This window comes from Endozoicomonas sp. ONNA1 (assembly GCF_024606325.1).
Classification (GTDB): Bacteria; Pseudomonadota; Gammaproteobacteria; order Pseudomonadales; family Endozoicomonadaceae; genus Endozoicomonas_A.
Genome location: NZ_JAHHPN010000266.1, coordinates 1 through 19,386 on the forward strand (window position 1 = coordinate 1; position 19,386 = coordinate 19,386).

A 19,386-nucleotide genomic window follows, 5' to 3' on the forward strand; every position below is an offset into this window, starting at 1 on the left:
GATTGTATTAGATAGTTTTAGATTATAATAGATTATTGCGAACTGTTTTTAACCCCTGCTTAGAAAAGTTTATTATCATCAGCTTGATACTCTGAAAGCCTCGTCATAAGTGGCTTTCTGAAAGGCGAAGGGTCCTTGCGAACCGCTAGCTAATGTGGGTATTCAGCAGCACAGAATAATGCCAGCACCAGGGTGAAATTCGGGCTTGGCACTGGTTGACGGAAAAAATCCGAGATCAGTATCTTTGCGCGTTTAGGAGTCAATTATCAACTGCACTCAGATTTTTTATGTCAACTCTGATTCAGTTGCACGATTAACAATGTATTTATATTTTGCGTGCTACTTTGATGGCTGCATGGAAATTGAGAATAACGAAAGAGCTGCAGGGCAATAAGTGCTGTCTACAGGAAGTTGGTAGGTTAAGAGGAGTCGGCAGGAGTCAATCGGAGTCGAGGACAACCATCAGCTATAACTTGGGTGGTACTTTGCCGTAACAATCTTAACCATCCTGTGGATGCACAATAGATCCTGGCTTTCGTCTATCCTGAAGAATCTCATCAGTTAGCTTTAACGCTTAGATTCCTGACGATAGGGTAATACATCATGAAAAAATACTGGTACAGCCTAGTGGCTATTCCACAGCTGGTTTTTGCAATTGGCTTTGAGTTCCCTCCTTATCCTAAGTACGACGCAATGCCCCAACCGCATGTGTTCGGACGTGCAATTACTTCGTGTGCCATTCCTGCAGGAACCTATAGGCTTGATGCTCAATATATGGCCAAATTATATAACATCAGTATCAACAAATTGATGCTGAAATTGCATGTCAATCCTGGTGGACTTATGGTCCTGACCCTGCAACTCAAACCTGACGGCAGAGAAGAGTACTATTTGGTTAATCCCTATGGCAACTCAGAGGATTTAGCCAACCTATGCAATGGCTACCATTTCAGCTTTTGGTTTCAGAACATCAATCTACACGGGAAGAGGTTAAGCGGAGAGATCAACGGTGAATTCATAGCAGCGGATCACAAGAATTATCTGAAAGTGCGCGGTATTGTGGAGAGGTATGACCCTTCATGGCAATCCAGGGTGACTATAAAGCTTTCCAATCACCGAATGTCGCTTGCATACCCTTACGTTGAATAAGCATGGCGCTATTGATGGCTATCAATAACGATGGTGGCAAACTCTCTGGAAGCCAAGGTCTCAGTGACGACAAGTTTGCTTGGCTGAGCGGTCATTTGCTATTGCAGCCCTGCGTACAAGGTGGATTTCCGGGTGTGCCAATGCACTGTTTTCTCCACTTCGATTTTTAAAAAGTACGTTATTTTTGTTTTCCGTTTAGAGGTTTTTGATCGGTTTGTATTGGATAAATTGGCAGACGAAAGGTACTGTTTTAGAGCAATCTAAGACTTAGCGTATGTGATTCAAAAATCTAAAGGAAAAGCAATGCCAAGAAGAATGACTCAGACCAAAGCCAGCACGCATCAGGCATTAAAAAATACGTCCTATGAAAGTATCGTTGTCAGTTGGTTGATGCAGGATGGTTGGCAGGTTTTTCTGCCTATTCTGGATCATGGACACCAAACGGACATATTAATTTCTGATGGGCCCAGCTATTACAGAATACAGGTCAAAACCGTCGAAGCCTCCAGTGACGACCACATTGTACATAATCAGTGGTCAGAAAGTAATGTCGATGTAGTCGTGTACTTTGCTCGAAATTCAAATTGGGGTTTCATTGCCCCTGCATTCACTGAAAAGAGGCGATCACTGAGTCACCCGGAACATCGGAAATTTATGCACGACAGAAAGAGCTTTCTGCGTGAGTTTCATCAATTTTAAGAGCGTTAGTCATTGCACTCTGGTCGGTATGGCGAGGTATTTGATGTTTTTTGCTTTTTGCCAATATCCGTTGTTTATGAACAATGGAAAAAAGAGTTGCGAAGCATATATTTTCATCGGGTCAATCACTAAGGAACTTGCTGATAAGGCCAGCCCACCTGATCTGATGGAAAAGGTACAAAGGCTGGCTGCACTCCCATAGAAGTGCAGCTCAGAAAGTATGAATTAGCTGTTGTTCATATACTGACTCGGGTCAATGTAGATACCCAACGAGCGTTTGTCGATACGCTTCTCATTGCTCTGTTCTTTATAGCGGAAAACGACCGTATCACCCACAGCAACCTCCAGAATCTTGTCGGCGGAGAGATATTTATATTCGTCATCAGATATGGTCAGTGTATGGATATAATAATCTGGCATACCCAGCCAGTCACTGTGTGGGCCTTCGGTGCTGATGTTCTCAAGAACACCGCGACCTTCCAGTTTTGGCTTGCGCTTTTGGAAGCTTCTTTGCATGGCAGTATTTGGATTACCGAGGAGTCAAAAAGAGTTTTTCAAATGGTGAGTGCCTTAACTCATGTCGCTAACTATAGGAAGACCGTGATCTCATGTCCATAGCAATAGAATGAAAATGTCGCATTTTCCGTGAAATTCATTCGTTTATGACCCGACTGGAATACTTGCCATGAAGGGACGCAAGACATGGGTGAGTCTATGGTTTTTTGCATATTATACGTTTGCGCCGCTGACGCCACTGATGAACGACATTCCAGCGCCAATAGAGCCTGATCAGCAGGTAGCCAAGAAAACCAAGAATAACACCGGTAATTAATGAGCCAAGATAGAGGGGTTTCCAGATTTTGGCCAGCCCGACACCCACGCCATGTAAAGAGAGTTCGAAGGACGTTTCACTGATGGGAACATCCAGGATGTGGCATCCCACCTTATAAGTGAAATAAAAGATGGCTGGCATGGTGACCGGGTTGGTGATCCAGACCAGGGCTACCGAAAGGGGCAGGTTGCAGCGGAATATGACGGCCATGGCAGCAGCCACAACCATCTGGAAGGGCATGGGTATAAAAGCACAGAACACGCCCACGAAAAAAGCACTGGCTGCTGAACGTCGATTCAGGTGCCAGAGGTTGGCATCGTGAATAGCGCTGCCCAGAAATCGCAGATGGCGGTTGCCCTTGATGGTTCCCGGATCCGGCAGATAGCGTTGTATCAGTTTCCTCGCCATGTCCCTTAAATATACTCTTTCTTTGATCTGAGACTGATTTCCAGTCTGCAGTGTGGACAAATCGTTCCAAAAGCAGTGAATCGAATGCAAAGACTCACTCCCTGAGGCTCGGTTGTCCCCGGTTGTTTTGATCAGGCAGTTTTGTGAGCATTAATCACTCACCCTCTCATTGCCTTGCAGAACCGTTTGACGTTATGCCATCTAACAGTGATACCCCCCAGCATAATCCAATCTTGATGACTATGCTGAGAGCCTGATACGTGCGCCAAACTCATATTGGGTCTGACCTGTGCGCTCTCTGTAAAAAAACTCGACATTATGCACTGATTAAATGAAACACACTATCCGTCTTCCCACAGCTTACTGTAGCTATTTATCGGGAATAGTGCTGACGGTTCTTTTTCCGGCAATACCAGGCGATATGTCTATTTGGTTTATCGGCGTTTTGGCCCTGGTGTTTATTGTGATAGGACTGCTGCATGTCATCAAAGAGGCTGTGGCTTGCCAGAGCATTGTAACGGGTGGCAATGACTTCCCTAAGGGTTTTTCGGTGTTGATCCTTCTTTATCTGGGGTTGGGATTGATCGGAATCTTTACAGGGTTTTTACATGCTGATGGGTTGAAGAAGAGCTGGATAAACAGAGAGCAAGAAAGCAGAGCGATGACAGTAACAGGATTCATCTCTGATATGCCTGCTTATCACCTGCACCTCACCCGCTTTGATTTTACTGTGAAAACCGTGGAAGGGAAGACTGCTGAGCATCTTAAAAAGATTCGACTTAGTTGGTATCAGGCACCTGAAATTCAGGCTGGAGACTTGTGGCAGTTACAGGTACGGATTAAGCACCCTCGGGGCAATCGCAGTCCGGGGGCTTTTGACAGAGAGGCCTGGGCGGCCAGAGAGAATATACAGGCAACGGGTTATGTTAAGTCAGGTGAAAAAATAGCGACTTCAGATGATATGGTTTTTTTCAGAAGTCGATATAGAAGTGCGGTACGACAGTGGCTCTATGAACATTGCAGCAAAAATTCTGCCGCCTTGTTATCAGCCTTGTTAATAGGTGATAAGTCGGGAATCTCTCAGCAACAATGGGAATCGTTGAATCAGACCGGTACGACTCATTTAATGGTGATTTCGGGTCTGCATATAGGTCTCATGGCGGCAGTCGGTTACTGGCTAACGATGATGCTGGCCCGAACAGGCGCTCTTCCTCTCAGGAAGATGACCTTGCCCCGATATGCTGCCGGGGCCGGTTTATTGTTTGCCCTGATCTATGCCTTCATGGCCGGCTTTACGGTGCCGGTTCAAAGAGCACTGGTGATGACCGGTCTGGCATTATCGGGTCCTTTGCTGGGTATTAAAGCCAGGCCCACGACTTTGTTCCTGCTGGCGCTTTGTGTCGTTCTGTCCATCGAGCCTTTGGCAATAACCAGTGCCGGTTTCTGGTATTCCTTTTCGGCGGTAGGCATTTTGCTCTACGGTTGCTGTGGCAGGATTTTTATGAATGCCGATATCAACATGGGAGGCAGGACGAGGCTCTGGCTTAGACCTCAATGGCTGGTTTTCCTGATGTTGGCTCCCATGTTGTTGTTCAATCAGCAATCGGTATCCCTGTTTTCGCCCCTGATTAATCTTGTTGCGATTCCTGTCATGGGGCTACTGGTCGTACCTGCTGCTTTTCTTGCGCTGGCATTGCAGCCGTTTTTCTTTTCGGTCTCTATCGGTATTCTTCATTTTCTGGATGACGCTTTCAGGTTTTGGGATGTGGGGCTGGCCACCGTCTCATCAGTGCCTGCTTTCATGCCTGTTGTTAGCATAGGACTGGTACAAGTTGTCCTGATTGCTGGAGCTGTATTGGTTCTGGCTACACCCAGGGGGCTTGGGTTAAGAGTACTTTTCCCCTTTTTTCTGCTGCCTCTTTTTTTTCCTGACAAGGATCACCCGGCAGCAGGAGAGGTGAAAGTGGCTGTACTGGATGTGGGGCAGGGGGTTGCAGTGCTCTTGCAAACTCGTCAGAACATACTGTTGTATGATACCGGAGTGGCTTCCAGAGGCCGTTTCAACTCGGTGGATGGTATCATTGTTCCGTATCTCAGCCGCCTTGGAATTGACCGGGTAGACCGTGTCATAATTTCTCACGGGGATAACGATCATTCGGGTGGGCTTGAATTGATTCATCAACGGTACCCAGAAGCAGAAATTATGTCGGGCTCTGCGGTTACCGGGTTTGAGGGGGCAATGAGTCCCTGTCTGCCTGGAATGAAATGGCAATGGGACGGAGTAGAGTTCGAGGTTTTGTCGGGCAGCCGGTTATCGGTTTCTGACAACGAGCGATCTTGTGTGTTGAGAGTGACAGCAGGTAATGAAAAGCTGCTCTTAACCGGTGATATTGGTAAAAAAACCGAGTCTCTTCTAATCAATCAGTTTGAAAGTCTCGAGGCTGACTACCTACTGCTTCCACATCATGGTAGCCGTTTTTCAGGTTCGCAAGCGTTTTTGTCCCTGGTCAATCCATCACAGGTGCTGGTGTCCTCGGGTTATCGAAATCCATATGGACATCCGGCGGAGGAGACCCTGAATCGGGTTGAGCGACTCGGGGCAACTCTCTACAACACGGCTACTTCAGGAACGCTTAGTTTTGTCATGGGGAGGGGCCCGGAGGCAGTGAAAAAGTACAAAATTCAAAGTGCCAGATATTGGTGGCGCTGAGTGTAGAGCTACAGTTTAATCGTTGCAGCCATATTGTTGGCAATATTGCGGCTGATACGCATGTGTTCGTGGTTTTAAGCTGATGCTCTATGGTAGAGTCTTTTCATTAAACAGGCTTCTGGAAGGGAATGGGCTGTGTTCGAATTGGTGAAATCCGGTGGTTGGCTGATGCTGCCAATCCTGCTGAGTTCTGTCATTGCCATGGCAATTATTTTTGAACGTCTCTGGACGCTCAGGCCGTCGCGCATTGCACCCAGAAATACTCTGTCTCAGGTCTGGAAGTGGATCAAGAATAATGACCTGGACAGCAAGAAAGTCAGTGGCTTGAGGAGCGGGTCTCCGTTGGGTGAAATCCTTGCGGCAGGCATCAGTAATGCCCGGTATGGCCGCGATATCATGAAAGAAAGTATTGAGGAGCAGGCTGGCAGGGTTATTCATGAACTGGAACGTTATCTTAATACTTTGGGAACGGTTGCTGCCATTGCGCCTTTGCTGGGCCTGTTGGGTACAGTGATTGGTATGATTGATGTGTTTACCGTGATCATGCTGGAAGGCACAGGTAATGCCGGCGTGCTGGCAGGGGGGATCTCCAAAGCTCTGATTACCACTGCAGCTGGCCTGACCGTGGCGATTCCCAGCCTGATCTTTCACCGTTATTTTACCCGCCGTGTGGATGAGCTGGTTGTCACCATGGAGCAGGAAGCCACCAAGTTGGTGGAAGTGCTTCAGGGAGAGCGAAAGCTAAAAGACCGCGAGGGCAAGTGATGAAATTTCGTCGCCAGTCCCGGGAAGAGGTCTCGCTCAACCTGACACCACTGATTGACGTGGTCTTTTTATTGCTGATCTTCTTTATGGTTTCGACGACCTTCACCAAGGAGACTCAGCTGGCCATTGATTTACCGGAGGCCAGTGGTGAGCAAAGAGCAGCTGTTGAGAAGACCCGGGTGGAAATTACCATCAGCCGTGAAGGTTATTATGCTGTGAACGGACGGTCTCTCGTGAACAGCAGTCTGGACACACTGAAAAATGCCTTGGCAAAAGTCAGTGAAGGAGACTCCAACCTGCCTCTTACTATCACGGCAGACGCCAATACGCCTTATCAGTCAGTGGTAACCGCCATGGATGCTGCCGGACAGCTGGGTTTTGCAAACCTCAGCATGACAACTCGAAAACCGGTAGAATCAGAGCAGTAACGGTGAATGAGCCAGAAAGGCCCGTGACCTCTGATACAAGCGCAGTCTTCACAGGCTGCGTTTGCATTTTTTAGTTAAGAGTGACTGACTCCTCATGGAAAACAAAGAATCTCGTCGTTGGCAGGCAGTAATCGGTGACTCGGTTCTCAACTCATGGTACGGCCGCGGGTTCTGGACCCGACTGTTGCTTCCATTGTCTTTTTTATACGCCCGGATAGCCCGAAATCGCCGGATGAAGCTGGAACACTCCGAGCGCTGGCGGTCGCCTGTTCCCGTCATTATTGTTGGCAATATTACGGTAGGGGGTACGGGTAAGACGCCTTTTGTAGCCAGTTTGGTAGCAAGATTAATCCGGCAGGGATTTAAGCCAGGGGTCGCCAGTCGCGGCTTTGGAGCCGACAAAAGCATTCAATTACCCGCAGAAGTTTTGCCTGAGTCCGATCCTGCACTGGTTGGGGATGAGCCTGTAATGCTGGCTCAGCAGCTGAATGTCCCGATCATGGTGGATCCGGATCGGGTTTCAGCAGCAAAAGCACTGATTGAGCAGAAAAATTGTAATCTGGTGATCGCTGATGATGGTCTTCAACACTATAATCTGGATCGTCACGTTGAATTGGTGGTGTTGGATGGCCAGAGAATGCTGGGTAATGGTCTCAACTTGCCTGCCGGGCCCCTCAGGGAGCCACCCGGCAGGCTCAGGGAAGTCGATCAGGTTGTGATCAATGGTAAGCCCTCCGGTGTGGTTGATTGTCACTTTGACTGTTTTTTCCTTGAGCCTGATGCACTCAGGCCTGTCAATGGGAAGAATACGGATCAGCCGCCTGTCTCCGGTAAAGTTCATGCAGTGGCAGGTATAGGGAATCCGGAGCGCTTTTTCAGAACGCTGGAAAAACTGGGATATGAGGTGATTCCCCATCCTTTTCCCGATCATTATGGGTTCAGGAAAGAAGATTTTCAGTTTCGGGACAATCTGCCCGTTATCATGACGGCCAAGGATGCAGTAAAATGCTCTGCTTTCGCAGAATCCCGTTTCTGGTTTCTGCCGGTTCGGGCCAGAGTGCCTGAGACGGTTTTTGAACGCATTCTGACACTGATTGAAACTAATGGGCCGCAGAGTCGGTCTGATAAGGATACCCATGGACAAGAAGCTGTTTGAGATTCTGGCCTGTCCCCTCTGCAAGGGCAATCTGAAATACGACAAATCAGCGGCTGAGCTGATTTGTCGACCCTGCGGCATGGCCTATCCCATTCGTGATGGTATTCCTGTCATGCTGGAAAACGAAGCTCGTACCCTGACTGCTGATGAGCGGCTGGAGGGCGGCGAGGCGGCATCTTCCCAAGAGGATACATCTGCATGATGAGTGCTTCCACTGCTCCGTTTACAGTTGTTATTCCTGCCCGATTCAGTTCCAGTCGTCTGCCCGGCAAGCCACTGATTGATATCTGCGGTAAGCCTATGATTCAGCACGTCTATGAGCGAGCCTGTGAGAGTCAGGCCACTCGTGTCATTATCGCGACTGATGATGAGCGTATCATCAATGCCGTTGAAAAGTTCGATGCCGAGGCTTGCATGACGCTGGCCGGCCATCCTTCAGGAACCGATCGTCTTCAGGAGGTCACTCGTCTCTATGAAATGGGTGACAACGAAGTGATTGTTAATGTGCAGGGTGATGAGCCACTGATTCCGGCAAAAGTCATCGATCAGGTGGCTAATAATCTGATAAAGACTGAGACAGCGGGTGCTGCAACACTTTCCGAGCCTGTGCGGAATCGAGCCGATCTGTTTAATCCCAATGTGGTCAAAGTAGTGACTGATCGTGAAGGGTTTGCCCTTTACTTCAGTCGCGCTCCTGTGCCCTGGGCCAGAGATGAGTTTGCCGAGAATGGCAGCTCACTGCCCACAGTGGATATTTACAGACGCCACATTGGTATCTATGCGTATCGTGTCAGTCTGCTGAATCAGTATGTGCAATGGGAACAGAGTCCGGTTGAGTCCGTTGAGTCTCTCGAACAGTTGAGACTGCTCTGGAATGGCCATCGTATTCACGTGGCTGACGCCATGGAGACGCCTCCCCATGGGGTGGATACGGAAGCTGATCTTAAAGTGATCAGGGGGCTCGTGGAAAACAGGCTGGCCGATATTTCCTGATGAGAATTCTTGAAAACTATTCCCTCGAAGCCCTGAATACCTTTGGTTTCAGGGTCAATGCTCGCTATTTTGCTGAGGTAGGCTCGATCGGGGACCTTCATGAGGCCATCGCTTTTGCCACTCTGAAAAAACTGCCCGTTGTTCCTCTGGGGGGAGGCAGTAATCTGGTGTTAAGTAGTGATCAGGAAGCTTTGTTTATTCATGTCAATATCCTTGGTAAAAAGATCATTTCCCGAGAGGCTGGATGTGTCAGTGTGACTGCGGGAGCGGGTGAGAACTGGCATGGGTTTGTCCGCTGGACTTTGGGTAAACGGGCATTTGGGCTTGAGAATCTCTCCCTGATTCCGGGGAATGTGGGTGCAGCGCCGATTCAGAATATTGGTGCTTATGGTGTTGAAATCAAAGATTACTTCCAGAGTCTGGAAGCGCTGGATATTCAGTCTGGAGAACTGAAATGCTTTTCTCTTGAGGATTGCCAGTTTGGCTATCGTGACTCGATCTTCAAACAGTCGGCTCGTGACCATTTTATTATCACTTCTGTTACGTTTGCTCTGGATGCCAACTGGTTGCCCAGACTCTCTTATGGCCATTTGCAGCAGGAAGTAGAGCGGCGCTCAAACAAGCATCCTGATGCCTTTGCGATCAGTGACGTGGTCTGTGATATTCGCAGAGAAAAGTTGCCTGACCCATCAGAACTGGGTAATGCCGGTAGCTTTTTTAAAAACCCTCTGGTGGATGAAGCGCTTTTGAAGAGGGTGCAGACAGATTACCCTGACATCGTGGCCTATCCCTTTGAAGGGCGTTGGAAGCTGGCCGCTGGCTGGCTGATTGATCGGGCAGGCCTCAAGGGTTTTCGTCAGGGATCGGTTGGCACTTATCACAAGCAGGCTCTGGTACTGGTCAATCATGGCGGGGCAGAGCCTGATGATTTGCTGAGGCTGGCCAGACACATCCGGGCTGTTGTTCATGATCAGTTCGGTGTCGAGCTTGAGATGGAACCAAGAGTCTATTGATTTTTATTCTGTTCTCTCAAAAACCAGTGCCAGTTTTCTGGCAATCTTTTTCCCTTCTTGTGGTGAAGAAAAAACCGTTTCCGGGCTGTCTACTCTTAAGTAAGTACGAGATTTTTTCTGTTCGATGAAAGCCTGTGATGCAGTGAGGCTTGTACTGTAAATGGAGTTTTCATGCGCAGTGTTCTGTCATTATTGGTGCCATACCTGTTTGTGAGCCTATTGGTTACAAGCGTGTCCGCGGAAGATTGGCTGTCAGCCCCTTCCGCCTTCTCAGAGCCCGGTGTCCGAATCAAGAGTGAAGGCCATTCAGAAGCTGCTTCCAGTCAGCAGTTGATCAGTTGGATGTCGACAGCGCCCCAGCACGGTATTGAGTTCCCTCAGAGTCAGTGGCTGCAGTTGGCGACTGATCCCTCTGAGCAGAATGTTCGAAAAGTAGCTTCCGAATTTGCGGCTTATCTGGATACCGGGCGACTGGACAGAAGAGTTTATCAGCCCGGATGGAGGATTGCAGACACAGCTGCCTTGCCTGTATTACAGGAGCATATGGACTCCAACTCGCTTGATTTGATTGAGCCCAGGCTGCCGCAATATGAGTTGTTCAAGAAAACACTGCAACGATTGAATACTCATCTGGAAAAAGCCATTGATCACTTTCCGGCGGATAGGGTGCTGCAAGAAGGAGATCGTCATCCTTCCATTTTGACTCTGAACCGATGGTTGATTGATCTGGATCTGGCCGATCGTTTGCCAGCAGGGCAGTTCAGTCGATCCCACACGTCAGTGATCAAGAATTTACAAAAGCAATATAGGATTCGTGCGGACGGGTATATTGGTCAGCGCACTCGTCAGGCTCTGGTTGCATTAACCCTTGAAAGAATCAAAGTCCTGAAGGTGAATATGGAGCGAATGAGGTGGATGCCCAGATCATTGCCTTATCCTCATGTGCTGGTGGATATTGCTGGTTTTAATGTGGCCTGGGTGACGGGTAGAGAAAAACAGAGGCTCTATCGGGCCATCGTTGGCAAGCCTTCTCGCCAGACTCCGATTTTTCAGGAAAGTATAGAGAGTATTACAGTCAATCCTTACTGGCGAGTACCATCTTCTATTTCCTCAACTTCGTTATTGAGAAGGGCTCAGAAAGATCCTGCATTCCTGAAACGTGAGGGTTTTTCTGTTTATGAGAGCTGGAAATCAAGTGCAAGAGAGCTGGATCCTGATACTATCAACTGGAACAAATACAGTCAGAGGGGCTTTCCCTATCGTTTGGAGCAGAAGCCGGGGAAGGTGAATCCATTGGGTAAGTATAAGTTGGACTCTCCCAATGCCTACAGTGTCTATCTGCACGATACTGACAAGCCAGATCTTTTCAGGCAGTCTGTCAGAACCTTCAGTTCCGGTTGCACCCGGGTTGAGAATATTGAGCATTTAATCGGTAATATTCTTAAAAGTCAGGGAATGGAAAATGAAGTAAGGACGTTGCAGGCCACCACGGAGACAGGTAAGTTAAAACTCAGAAAACCCGTTCCACTCTATTTTGTTTACTTCACAGCCTGGCCAGATAGCAGTGGCCGTGTTCGATTCAGGCCGGACATTTACAACCTGGATGATGCTTTGTTGGCCAGACTGTAAGTGCAATCAAAACAGGCTTTCGAATTATCTTCGCTATAGGCATTGTAAGTTGGTATGCTGACGGTATTGACTGGACCATCTTCATGGATTGACACTCTGTTACTTTCAGGGACAGGGTGTTTTTAGCCGATAAGAGTTTTCGGATGACTGCCAAGACAGCCGCTGTGTCTTCTATACCTCAGACCCATCGTCAGGAATTGATTGTTGATTTAATTCGTCAGCATGGCTTTATGACGACAGATGAATTGGTGCAACACTTTAAAGTGGCTGCCCAGACGATTCGCAGAGATCTCAATGAGTTGGACAAAAAAAAACTGATCTCACGGCATCATGGTGGGGCAGGTCTGCCGTCCAGTAGTACTGTTAATACTGCTTATTCTGAGCGAAAGATGAGCCTGAGTGAAGAAAAGGATCGCATTGCAGCAGAGCTGGTCAAGAGAATACCTGATGGTGCATCGCTGTTTATCAATATCGGCACTTCAACTGAAGCGGTTGCCAGGGCATTGCTTAATCACAGGGCGTTAAGAGTCGTTACCAATAACCTTCATGTGGCTTCAATTCTTTTACAGCGTGAAGACTTTACCGTTGTGATTGCAGGGGGGGAAGTTCGAAATCGTGATGGTGGTATTGTCGGTCAGGCAACTCGGGATTTTATTGAACAATTCAGAGTAGATTATGCTGTTATGGGGATCAGTGGTATCGATATGGACGGAGCCCTGATGGACTTCGATTATCATGAGGTTAGGGTCGCACAGGCCATGATTGGTAATGCCAAACACTGTTTTCTGGCGGCAGACCATAGTAAATACGGACGGAGTGCCATGGTCAGGTTGGGGCATCTTGAGCAGATTGATGTCTTATTCACGGATGTTGAGCCACCTGAGCCACTCGAGGAGGTTATAGCAAATTCGGCGATAGAGTTGGTGATTTGCGACTAGCAATTATCGTTGTTAAAAAAAGGAGAGGTATTACCTCTCCTTTTTTTTATAAGAGTCGATGTAGTCTGACAGGTCTACAACGATGGACTCTCTTCGAAACAACTAAGCCCGGTGATGGCTCACCGGGCTGGATTATTAGTTTTCCTGTGATGCAGAGACAGCGGATTTTTGGTCTTCAGATGGTTTGTTTTCAGACTGCTGAGTAGCTGCTGTAGCTCGCTGTTGCTCCTGGCGACGCTTCATACGAGGGTCGTTGTGAGCGCGGCTGCGTCTGCGGCGCGGGGCAGGCTCTTCCTTCTTGCTGAACTCAACAATATTCGAGGTTGGCTCAGCTAAAGCATCAGGCTTGACCGCCTCAGGGGCTTCCTGGTTTTGAGGTGCGGCTTCAGTCGATTGTGCCGGAGAGGGTGTTTCTGTCTCTGCTGGAGCAGCTGCCATGGTGGTCTCAGTCCCCACAGCGGCAGGCTTGGCAGATTCTTCTGCTTTTGCAGCTCTGGGTTCAGCACCTGGCTGAACCGGAATATTCGGCTGCTGAAGAGGAGTTGCCTCTCTGTGGCTATTGGCGGCCACTGCCTTGGCCATTTCAGTCATTCGAGGTGTGGTGGTTTTAAGTCCTTCTGTAACCGGCTGCGTAGCATCTGCTTTATGACGGACGTCTTCAGCGTGAGGCTTCTGCTCAGTGGCAGGAGCTGGCTTGCTGACAGCTTCTTCAGTCTGTCTGATTGCTGGCGCTTCGGCAACTACCTCGACCGTTTCTGGCTGGTGGGTAACTTGCTGCCTGGATTCTCTGGTAACCGTGTTTTCAGCCGAAGCTTCCTGCGGCGTTTTTACTCCCTGTTGGAGAGCTGGTTTATTTCTCTGCCTTTGAGGAGCTTGTTCTAAAGGCTCTTTAACAGCCGCAGGCGCATTAATAGCCGCAGGTGCCCGGGTGGCCGCAGGGTGTGCCGGGTCATCTGTCCTGCTTTCTTCAGGCTTTGAGAGTGAAGGCAGTACAGGTTGTTCCAGTTGGCTTCGATCTCTCTGGGAGGGGCGGTTGTTTCTTCTGCGATGTGCAGTGCCGGGGCGACGGCGACGACGGTTATCTTCCTGCTGTTCAGAAGTGGTCTGGTCCTGATGTTTCGGTTCTGTTAAAGGCTCACGACGATCTCTTCTTTCTTGTTGCAGGCGACGAGAGCTACGCTCTTCCGGCTGCTGGCGAATATTGCGTTCCTGCCGGGACGTGTTGTCTTTTCTCTCGTCCTGCTGGCGACCACTGCGACGGCGCTCGTGGCGAGCTTGGCGACCATCAGGCTGCTCTTTGTGGTGCTGTGGCTTAGTGCGTTGCTGGCGCTGGCCACGATGATCCCGTTGTTGAGAGTCGCGTTGTTGACTATTGCGATCTCTTGGCTGACGAGCAGGTTTGTGAGTTTCAGTCTGGGCAGGCTTTTCAGGGGTTTCTTCAGCTGCGAAGAGGCCGCCAATCGCTTTGACAAAAGATTTAAGCAGGCCTTGTTTTTCAGCCTGAGCCGGCGCAGGTTGAGTCGGAGCTACGTTCTTGACTGCCGCTTCCTGCCGGGGTGTAGCTTTGGTCTGGGAAGAAGCCGCTTTTTCTTCCTGTGGTTCTTCGGCAGAGATGATTTCGTAGCTGCTCTCAGAGCCTTCCAGTACGTGGTCATCTCTTAGGCGCTGTACGTCGTAATGAGGCGTTTCGAGATTAGGGTTGGGAATCGCAACAATGCGGATCCTGTGACGTTTCTCAATCTTGGCGATGGTCTGCCGTTTCTCATTTAACAGGAATGCAGCTACAGCGACTGGTACCTGGGCACGGATTTCAGAAGTCTTGTCTTTCAGGGCTTCTTCTTCCATTAAACGTAGGATGGATAAAGCCAGAGATTCAATGTCACGGATAGTACCCTGACCAGAACATCTTGGGCAGACTACGCCGCTGGTTTCACCCAGTGAAGGGCGCAGACGCTGACGTGACATTTCCAGCAGCCCGAATAGAGAAATTCGTCCGGTCTGGACGCGCGCGCGATCCATGGATAGAGCCTGACGGATGCGGTTCTCGACTTCGCGCTGATTGCGGTTGTGGCTCATGTCGATGAAGTCGATCACAATCAGACCGCCGATATCACGGAGTCTGAGCTGCCGGGCAATTTCATCGGCCGCTTCCAGGTTGGTGTTCAGTGCGGTTTCTTCGATATCGCCACCACGGGTTGCACGGGCGGAGTTAATGTCAATGGAAACCAGGGCTTCAGTGGGGTCAATGACAATAGAACCACCGGAAGGTAGCTTAACTTCGCGCTGGAAGGCTGTTTCAATCTGGGATTCGATCTGGAAGCGGTTGAACAGTGGAATGCTGTCTTTATACAGCTTGACCTTGTGCTGATATTGAGGCATCACGCGCCTGATGAAATCCAGGGCTTCGTCAAATACGCTGGTTTTGTCGATCAGTACTTCGCCAATGTCCTGACGCAGATAATCTCGGATCGCACGAATAATAACGTTGCTTTCCTGATAAATCAGCATGGGTGCAGGCTTTTGCGCTGCATCTTTGATGGAACTCCAGAGTTGAAGCAGGTAGTCGAGGTCCCATTGCAGCTCTTCTCTGGAGCAACCGAGGCCCGCGGTGCGCACAATAACACCCATTTCGGAAGGGGTATTGAGGTTGCTGAGAATTTCACGGAGCTCAGCCCGCTCATTACCTTCAATGCGACGGGAAATACCGCCGGCTCTGGGGTTGTTCGGCATCAGAACAAGGTAACGACCTGCCAGGCTGACTAGTGTCGTGAGAGCCGCACCTTTGTTACCACGCTCTTCCTTATCAACCTGAACAATGACTTCCTGCCCTTCCCTGATGACGTCCCTGATATTGGGGCGACCACCTTGGTGGGGGGAGCTGAAGTATTCCCGGGATATCTCTTTCAGGGGGAGGAATCCGTGACGTTCAGCGCCAAAATCGACAAAAGCAGCCTCCAGGCTGGGCTCAACCCGGGTGATTTTTCCTTTGTAGATATTAGCTTTTTTCTGTTTACGAGCGCCGGACTCAATGTCCAGATCGTATAGTCGCTGGCCATCAACCAGTGCAACGCGCAACTCTTCAGACTGAGTTGCATTGATTAACATTCTCTTCATAGAGTACCGAATAAATTCAGAGGCTAGCCTCTCAAGCCGGCACTGCCCGTTTTCTTGTTTTCCGGTCCGTCACTGATGCGGAACTGCCGGTTTATAATCTGTGCTATCAGAGTTACTTCCCAGTACTTCTTTAACCTGCTTTGTAACGATATAGCATCAAACTGGTGACCAGGTCTTGATCCAGACGGGCCACCCTGGGCGGGGAATTCAGTCTTGCCGGGAGTTTTCGGCGTTTATCGATAGCGATTGGCTCGATAAAAAAATAGGCCGATGATAATGTCAACTTTCCCGGAGTTTTCCTCACGCCCGGAATCCGGGGGTGCACTGCTTGACAGAGAGTAGCGCTGTTTATCTTACACGGCTGGGCCGTGATGGTGTTTCATCTGTCCTGAGTGTCATCGGCTCTGCTTCAAGTGGCTTGATGGCTCTTTGTACTTGCCAATCCCGCTGTCGGCCGCTCTCAGGTTTCGTAAATCGAACTGCCTCTTCAGATATGCACAAGGCAGTGCCTCAACTATACCAGCAATCAGTAAGTGCTTCAAATGGGGGAAAGCTGATACTATAGCACTATGGATAGACATCAGAACGACTCTCGGCAGGCCGGGGAACCCCGCCCAGCGGTAAAAATGATTAATATTGATAGCGAAGATGCCGGGCAGCGGGTCGATAATTACCTGATACGGATTCTCAAAGGCGTACCTAAAACCCGGGTTTACAGAATTATTCGTAAGGGTGAAGTAAGGGTAAACAAAAAGCGTGTAACCGCCGATTACCGGCTTCAGGATGGAGATCTGTTAAGGGTTCCCCCTGTCAGGGTTTCAGAAATGGCTCCCGTGGCAGCGCCGGGGGCGGTCATTACCCGGAAGCTTGAAGACTCCATCCTTTATGAAGACAAATCTCTGATCATCATCAATAAGCCAGCGGGTATTGCTGTTCATGGTGGCAGCGGTATTGCTCACGGTGTTATTGAGACCCTGAGAAATATTCGCCCCGAGGAGCGAAGTCTGGAGCTGGTCCATCGTTTGGATCGTGATACCTCGGGCTGTCTGATGATTGCTAAAAAACGAAGCATGCTTCGTTATCTTCATGCCCAACTGAAGGAAGACAAAATCAGTAAAATCTACAACGCTCTCGTCCTTGGGCGCTGGCCAAGCAGGAAGGTTCTGGTGAATGCGCCTTTGCTGAAAAATACCCTTCGTTCCGGAGAGCGTGTTGTGACGGTTGATTTAGAAGGTAAACGTTCAAAGACCCTTTATAAGGTCCTGGAGCGGTTTAGTCATGCCAGTGAAATGGCCACTTTGGTAGAGGCCAGTCCGGTTACCGGAAGAACACACCAGATCAGGGTGCATTGTCTGTATGCCGGGTACCCAATTCTCGGGGATGAAAAGTACACGTCAGATGAAGATAATAGACGATTCAGAGAGTTTGGGCTGAAGCGACTTTATCTTCACGCTGCCAGGCTCAGATTGGTCCTGCCGGACGGCCAGACTTTAATAATTGATGCCCCTTTGCCGGAAGATCTTGGCGGTGTGTTAGAGACGCTCAGGGGTTAATGTTTTTAATGATGTTGATCGCGGTTTTTCCAGCGCTATGGGCATCAGGACAAACAGCAGTAAATTGATCAGGTAAGATGGAAAGAAAAGAGTATTCACTGGTTGTATTTGACTGGGATGGCACGTTAATTGACTCAGTGCCCAATATTGTGACCGCTCTGGTGAAGGCGGCAGAGAGTTTGGCGTTGCCTGTTCTTGCAGATGATTCTTATAAAGGCATTATTGGTCTGAGTCTGGGAGAAGCAATTGCAAAACTTTATCCCGGGTTGGATGAAGAGCAGGCCCTCGTTTATCGTGAGGCATACCGGGATTTTCATCTTGAGCTGGAGCAAAAGCCATCCCGTCCTTTCCCCGGAGTTAGCCGGGGTCTGGAGTGTCTGAAAGGCGCTGGGGTCAGAATGGCGGTGGCTACGGGTAAAAAAAGAGCAGGTCTGGAACGCTCGATGGCCGCCAATGATTACCAGCCCTATTTTGAGGCTAGCCGGACAGCTGATGATGCTTATTCCAAACCTCATCCGATGATGCTTGAACAGTTGCTGGCTGAGTTTGGTGTGACTGCAGATCAGGCGCTTATGGTTGGGGATTCCGGGTTTGATCTGGACATGGCTGCCAATGCCGGCATGGACAGTGTGGCGGTCAGCTATGGTGCGCAGGATGAATGCAGGCTCAAAGAGCATGGCCCTGTGCACACGGTGGGCTCTTTTGATGAGTTGGTTGACTGGTTGGGCAAACGCTGACAGTCCCGGTGAAAGAACAGTTTTGTGCCCCGGTCAAATGGGAAACAGAAAAGGTTATTGAAAATAACAGGAGTGAGTTGAGTGAGTAGTTCATGGAATGAGAGTGATGACTATGAACAGTCAGGTGATAAAGATGGGCGTGCCTGGAAGCTGATTGAGGATCTGGCTCAGGGGGCCCTGAGAGAGCAGCGCCGTGCACGTCGCTGGGGGATTTTCTTCAAACTTCTGACCTTTGCTTGGTTGTTTGTATCCGTGGGTGTTTTCTATAAAGCCATGCATGTGGATTTTTCCAGTGCTCCAGCCAGTGTATCTCACACTGCTCTGGTCGACCTGGATGGTGTTATCGGCACCGATGATGTCAATGCTGACTCAGTGGTTACAGGGCTGCGCGCGGCTTTTGAAGATAAAGGCACAAAGGGTGTTATTCTTCGTATCAACAGCCCTGGTGGCAGTCCCGTTCAGTCTGGTTACATTTACGACGAGATCAGGCGTCTGAGACAAATGTATCCTCAGACTCCTCTCTATGCAGTGGTCATGGATATTGGTGCTTCAGGTGGTTACTACATAGCGGCGGCGGCTGACAAGATTTATGCGGATAAAGCCAGTCTGGTGGGTTCCATTGGTGTAATTTCTTCCGGCTTTGGCTTTGTTGACGCCATGAAAAAGCTGGGTGTGACTCGTCGTACCTACACTGCGGGTGAATTCAAAGCCTTTAATGATCCTTTCCAGCCACAAGACTTTGAAGCTACGCAGCGGTGGCAGCAGTCTCTGGATACGATCCACAATCAATTTATCAATGTGGTCAAGCAGGGGCGTGGAGATCGACTGTCTGATAACAAGGATATCTTTTCAGGTATGGTCTGGACAGGTGAGCAGGCGGTAGGACTGGGTCTGCTTGATGGTCTGGGCAGTGCAGGTTATGTGGCTCGTGAAGTGATTGGTGAGGAAGAAATTGTCGACTTTTCTCTGCGTTTGACACCTTTTGAGCGTTTTGCCAGAGATTTCGGTGCGGGGGTTGCCTCAACTGCGGTTAAAGTGCTTGGGCTGAACTCGCTATCGCTGCAGTGATGTTTTTGGAGTGATTAAGGTATGAAAATGGCCAGCGATTTACTGGCCTTTTTCATACTGCTTCTGACATGGTCAGAGGTAGTGATGGGCTGGTTGGGAGATAGTGTTGTCTGCGTCTTTTTTGCCCAGATCGTTTTTGCTGTTGTTTTTCAGTGTATTGTATCCTGCTTCAAGATCAAAAAAGCGAGCTAAAC

The 19,386-nt window shown here is 49.2% G+C and carries 17 protein-coding genes; 14 read left to right on the forward strand and 3 right to left on the reverse strand.

The annotated features are described in order from the left end of the window. Nucleotides 1–603: 603 nt before the first annotated feature. Nucleotides 604–1,149: a hypothetical protein gene (locus KDK19_RS06200; protein ID WP_257252914.1), complete on the forward strand. Its 546-nt coding sequence runs from the start codon at nt 604–606 to the stop codon at nt 1,147–1,149. A gap of 303 nt (nt 1,150–1,452) precedes the next feature. Further along, nucleotides 1,453–1,848: a hypothetical protein gene (locus KDK19_RS06205; protein WP_257252916.1), complete on the forward strand. Its 396-nt coding sequence runs from the start codon at nt 1,453–1,455 to the stop codon at nt 1,846–1,848. A 225-nt stretch (nt 1,849–2,073) separates the two neighbouring features. Here KDK19_RS06205 and KDK19_RS06210 read toward each other — a convergent pair whose 3' ends face one another. Both KDK19_RS06210 and KDK19_RS06215 read right to left on the reverse strand, forming a co-directional pair. Then, nucleotides 2,074–2,364, reverse strand: a complete 291-nt coding sequence (locus KDK19_RS06210; protein ID WP_257252918.1) for a hypothetical protein — start codon at nt 2,362–2,364, stop codon at nt 2,074–2,076. A 196-nt stretch (nt 2,365–2,560) separates the two neighbouring features. Further along, nucleotides 2,561–3,088 (reverse strand): DUF2062 domain-containing protein, encoded by a 528-nt coding sequence (locus KDK19_RS06215; protein WP_257252920.1) that lies wholly within the window; start codon nt 3,086–3,088, stop codon nt 2,561–2,563. Between the two features lie 331 nt (nt 3,089–3,419). Between KDK19_RS06215 and KDK19_RS06220 the strand changes: the two genes are divergently transcribed. The 9 genes from KDK19_RS06220 to KDK19_RS06260 all read left to right on the forward strand — a co-directional run bounded on the left by KDK19_RS06220 (nt 3,420) and on the right by KDK19_RS06260 (nt 12,720). Further along, nucleotides 3,420–5,798, forward strand: a complete 2,379-nt coding sequence (locus KDK19_RS06220; RefSeq protein WP_257291573.1) for a DNA internalization-related competence protein ComEC/Rec2 — start codon at nt 3,420–3,422, stop codon at nt 5,796–5,798. Nucleotides 5,799–5,933: 135 nt separating this feature from the next. Then, nucleotides 5,934–6,563 (forward strand): MotA/TolQ/ExbB proton channel family protein, encoded by a 630-nt coding sequence (locus KDK19_RS06225; protein WP_257252922.1) that lies wholly within the window; start codon nt 5,934–5,936, stop codon nt 6,561–6,563. Continuing rightward, a complete protein-coding gene (locus KDK19_RS06230; protein WP_257252924.1) occupies nt 6,563–6,991 on the forward strand; it encodes a biopolymer transporter ExbD in 429 nt (142 codons plus the stop codon). The genes KDK19_RS06225 and KDK19_RS06230 overlap by 1 nt, the downstream gene beginning before the upstream one ends. Nucleotides 6,992–7,085: 94 nt before the next feature. Further along, nucleotides 7,086–8,147: a tetraacyldisaccharide 4'-kinase gene (gene lpxK / locus KDK19_RS06235; RefSeq protein WP_257291574.1), complete on the forward strand. Its 1,062-nt coding sequence runs from the start codon at nt 7,086–7,088 to the stop codon at nt 8,145–8,147. After that, nucleotides 8,128–8,349: a Trm112 family protein gene (locus KDK19_RS06240; protein ID WP_257252927.1), complete on the forward strand. Its 222-nt coding sequence runs from the start codon at nt 8,128–8,130 to the stop codon at nt 8,347–8,349. The genes lpxK and KDK19_RS06240 overlap by 20 nt, the downstream gene beginning before the upstream one ends. Continuing rightward, the gene (gene kdsB / locus KDK19_RS06245) at nt 8,346–9,140 is read left to right on the forward strand and encodes a 3-deoxy-manno-octulosonate cytidylyltransferase (protein ID WP_257252928.1); all 795 of its coding nucleotides are present in this window, start codon (nt 8,346–8,348) and stop codon (nt 9,138–9,140) included. The genes KDK19_RS06240 and kdsB overlap by 4 nt, the downstream gene beginning before the upstream one ends. Next, nucleotides 9,140–10,153 carry a UDP-N-acetylmuramate dehydrogenase gene (murB, locus tag KDK19_RS06250; protein ID WP_257252929.1) on the forward strand — a complete coding sequence of 338 codons (1,014 nt, stop codon included), beginning with the start codon at nt 9,140–9,142 and terminating at the stop codon, nt 10,151–10,153. Before kdsB ends, murB begins: the two co-directional genes overlap by 1 nt. A 171-nt stretch (nt 10,154–10,324) precedes the next feature. Further along, on the forward strand, nt 10,325–11,782 hold the full coding sequence (locus KDK19_RS06255) for a L,D-transpeptidase family protein (protein ID WP_257287485.1): 1,458 nt from the start codon (nt 10,325–10,327) through the stop codon (nt 11,780–11,782). A 173-nt stretch (nt 11,783–11,955) separates the two neighbouring features. Then, complete coding sequence (locus KDK19_RS06260; RefSeq protein WP_257252937.1) at nt 11,956–12,720, forward strand: DeoR/GlpR family transcriptional regulator; 765 nt, start codon at nt 11,956–11,958, stop codon at nt 12,718–12,720. 135 nt (nt 12,721–12,855) lie between these two features. Here KDK19_RS06260 and rne read toward each other — a convergent pair whose 3' ends face one another. Continuing rightward, nucleotides 12,856–15,834 carry a ribonuclease E gene (rne, locus tag KDK19_RS06265; RefSeq protein ID WP_257252931.1) on the reverse strand — a complete coding sequence of 993 codons (2,979 nt, stop codon included), beginning with the start codon at nt 15,832–15,834 and terminating at the stop codon, nt 12,856–12,858. A gap of 626 nt (nt 15,835–16,460) precedes the next feature. Between rne and rluC the strand changes: the two genes are divergently transcribed. The 3 genes from rluC to KDK19_RS06280 all read left to right on the forward strand — a co-directional run bounded on the left by rluC (nt 16,461) and on the right by KDK19_RS06280 (nt 19,192). Continuing rightward, on the forward strand, nt 16,461–17,387 hold the full coding sequence (gene rluC / locus KDK19_RS06270) for a 23S rRNA pseudouridine(955/2504/2580) synthase RluC (protein WP_257281443.1): 927 nt from the start codon (nt 16,461–16,463) through the stop codon (nt 17,385–17,387). Nucleotides 17,388–17,464: 77 nt separating this feature from the next. Next, nucleotides 17,465–18,124 carry an HAD-IIIA family hydrolase gene (locus KDK19_RS06275; protein ID WP_257252935.1) on the forward strand — a complete coding sequence of 220 codons (660 nt, stop codon included), beginning with the start codon at nt 17,465–17,467 and terminating at the stop codon, nt 18,122–18,124. 81 nt (nt 18,125–18,205) lie between these two features. Beyond that, entirely contained in the window at nt 18,206–19,192 is a 987-nt protein-coding gene (locus tag KDK19_RS06280) for a S49 family peptidase (RefSeq protein ID WP_257252936.1), read from the forward strand. The last annotated feature ends 194 nt before the right edge of the window (nt 19,193–19,386 follow it).

Excerpts from the sequence above, each read along its gene's own strand:
- KDK19_RS06200 (WP_257252914.1), top strand. The coding sequence starts at position 604 with ATGAAAAAATACTGGTACAGCCTAGTGGCTATTCCACAGCTGGTTTTT.
- KDK19_RS06205 (WP_257252916.1), top strand. The coding sequence starts at position 1,453 with ATGCCAAGAAGAATGACTCAGACCAAAGCCAGCACGCATCAGGCATTA.
- KDK19_RS06210 (WP_257252918.1), bottom strand. The coding sequence starts at position 2,364 with ATGCAAAGAAGCTTCCAAAAGCGCAAGCCAAAACTGGAAGGTCGCGGT.
- KDK19_RS06215 (WP_257252920.1), bottom strand. The coding sequence starts at position 3,088 with ATGGCGAGGAAACTGATACAACGCTATCTGCCGGATCCGGGAACCATC.
- KDK19_RS06220 (WP_257291573.1), top strand. The coding sequence starts at position 3,420 with ATGAAACACACTATCCGTCTTCCCACAGCTTACTGTAGCTATTTATCG.
- KDK19_RS06230 (WP_257252924.1), top strand. The coding sequence starts at position 6,563 with ATGAAATTTCGTCGCCAGTCCCGGGAAGAGGTCTCGCTCAACCTGACA.
- lpxK (WP_257291574.1), top strand. The coding sequence starts at position 7,086 with ATGGAAAACAAAGAATCTCGTCGTTGGCAGGCAGTAATCGGTGACTCG.
- KDK19_RS06240 (WP_257252927.1), top strand. The coding sequence starts at position 8,128 with ATGGACAAGAAGCTGTTTGAGATTCTGGCCTGTCCCCTCTGCAAGGGC.
- kdsB (WP_257252928.1), top strand. The coding sequence starts at position 8,346 with ATGATGAGTGCTTCCACTGCTCCGTTTACAGTTGTTATTCCTGCCCGA.
- murB (WP_257252929.1), top strand. The coding sequence starts at position 9,140 with ATGAGAATTCTTGAAAACTATTCCCTCGAAGCCCTGAATACCTTTGGT.
- KDK19_RS06255 (WP_257287485.1), top strand. The coding sequence starts at position 10,325 with ATGCGCAGTGTTCTGTCATTATTGGTGCCATACCTGTTTGTGAGCCTA.
- rne (WP_257252931.1), bottom strand. The coding sequence starts at position 15,834 with ATGAAGAGAATGTTAATCAATGCAACTCAGTCTGAAGAGTTGCGCGTT.
- rluC (WP_257281443.1), top strand. The coding sequence starts at position 16,461 with ATGATTAATATTGATAGCGAAGATGCCGGGCAGCGGGTCGATAATTAC.
- KDK19_RS06275 (WP_257252935.1), top strand. The coding sequence starts at position 17,465 with ATGGAAAGAAAAGAGTATTCACTGGTTGTATTTGACTGGGATGGCACG.